The organism is Actinomycetota bacterium (assembly GCA_036280995.1).
In the GTDB taxonomy this organism is placed as follows: Bacteria; Actinomycetota; CALGFH01; order CALGFH01; family CALGFH01; genus CALGFH01.
Map to the genome: position 1 here is coordinate 1 of DASUPQ010000894.1, position 2,074 is coordinate 2,074.

Here is a 2,074-nt window from a genome sequence, read left to right on the forward strand (position 1 = left end):
CATCATCCTCGCCCGCCACACCGACGGCGAATCGATCCGCACTATCGCCCGCGCCACCAAGGTGTCCGTCGGCACCGTCCACAACGTCCTCGCCGACCATCGCGACAGCAGCGCCTGATCACCGTTGGTCAGCCCATATCCGCCCGATCCTCGGCGGATGCTACGGCGACCCCAGGTAGTGCGTGGTCCACAGGACGGCGGCGTTGGTCACCAGCGTCAGGCACAGCGCCTGGTCGACCTGGTCGTCGAGGTGACGGCGCCGGACGTGACCTTGGTGGGCGAAGAACAGATCGCGCCGCAGTGCGTGCAGGCTCTCGCCCTTGTTCAGCTGGCGCCGTACCCGCCGCCGCAGCTCCTCGTCGGCGACATATCGACACAGGTAGATGGTGCGCACCAGCCGGCCGTATTCCTGCAACGCCCGCGCGTGGGAGTTCTGGCGACCGCTGGCGTGCAGCTTGGCGATGAGCAGGCTTGCGGTCGTGTGCCCGAACTTCATCGAGCCGGCGAGGCGGAGCAGATCGTTCCAGTGCTCGGCGATCGGTTGGGTCTGGATGGGTTGGGTGAGCAGCGGCCCGGGGTGCGGGTACCGGGAGCGCCAGGACGACCCGGCACCGAGGCGATACAGCTGCAGGCGCCCGATATCGCGGATGCGCGGGGAGAACTGCAACCCGGCCAAGTCGAAGATCGCGAAAGTGGCCAGGGTCTGACCGGCGGTATCGGTGGTGTGCTCGGCGATCGGCAGATCGGTCGGGTTGCCGAAGATTTCATCGAGCACCGCGACCGCCTCGCGCCAGGTCGTTGGGATGACTTTGGTGCCGTAGGTCGAGTGCTGATCCGAGACGTGGGTGTAGGTGGTGGTGCCCTCGTCGAGGAAGTAGCGCGACAGCGCGCGTGCGGTGAGGCTGCGCCCGCGCTGGGGGAACCGCTGTCCGTCCGAGGAGGACAGGGTGCCGCCGCCCCACAGCCGGGCGAGCGGGTGGCGATGGTGGGCGTTGACCAGGCGGGTGTTGGCTTCACGAAGCGTCTCCTGGCGCAGGTACCACTGCGAGGTCCAGGCGAGGGTGTCTTCGGAGATGCCCGAGGCGTCGGCCATTCCGGCGTAGCCGAGGTTGCAGGCGTAGGCGAGCACCGAGGCGTAGAGGTTGCGGACCAGGTCGGGGTTGCGCGGCTGGGCGCCGCCGGCGTGGGTGAACGCCTCACTGAAGCGGGTGTCGCGGTCGACCTCGATCAACAGCGCCGGGAGGTGGACCTGTGGAAGCCGCGCGGCGACCGCGTCGGCGAGCGCGGCTGCCTCGGCCGGGAGCTGTTCTGCGGGCAGCGGCGACACGATCAGATCACCGTCCTGGCCCACCCGGGCCAGGCCTTCGCTGGCCGGATCGGTGAGCACCCGCTCCAGGTCGGCGACGGCAGCGTGCAGCTCGTTCTCCAGGCGTTGCAGTTGGCGGGTCGGGTCGGGGTCGCTGCCGGTGACGGTGCAGAAGTCCTCGCGCTGCGCTATCCACTTCTGGACCGGGATCAGCAGCGTCGTCGGGTCGGTGTAGCGGCGGGAGCCCGGCACCCACACGTCGCCGGAACGCAGCCGGGCCTGAACCCCGTACAGCACCGCCAGTTCCCAGTAATGGCGGTAGGCGGCGCCGCGTCCCTGCCCCACCGTCTGGTCGAGGTAGCCGCGCCAGCGGGCCGGCACGAACGACGTCGCTGCCTCGCTGGTCGCCGTGTCCGGCACGCTGGTGCGACCGGAACCGTTCAGCTGACGCAGTACCTCGACCGCGGCCAGCAGCGCGGCCACGTCGGCGCTGGCCGTGTTGCCGGTCAGCGGCAGCGCCGCGATCACCGCCGGGGTAAAGGTCCGCAGATACTTGTACCGAGCCGCGAGCAGATCGAAATGCCCGTGATCGCGCGGCTCCCGCTCGTCGGCCGGCCGGCGGGCAGCCTGCAGCCGCGCCATCCCGACCCGAGCGCGGACCAAGCGGCCGGCGTCCGCATCGGACACCCCCGGGTCGGCCAGGACGTCAAGCACCTCGTCCAACAGGCGGCCGCGGTCGATCTCCACCTGGGCACGTTCCACGACACG

Annotated in this window: 1 protein-coding gene; it reads right to left on the minus strand. The window is 70.1% G+C overall.

The features are described from left to right. Positions 1 to 160: 160 nt before the first annotated feature. Positions 161 to 2,053, minus strand: a complete 1,893-nt coding sequence (locus VF468_29880) for a Tn3 family transposase (GenBank protein HEX5882495.1) — start codon at positions 2,051 to 2,053, stop codon at positions 161 to 163. Between the last annotated feature and the right edge of the window lie 21 nt (positions 2,054 to 2,074).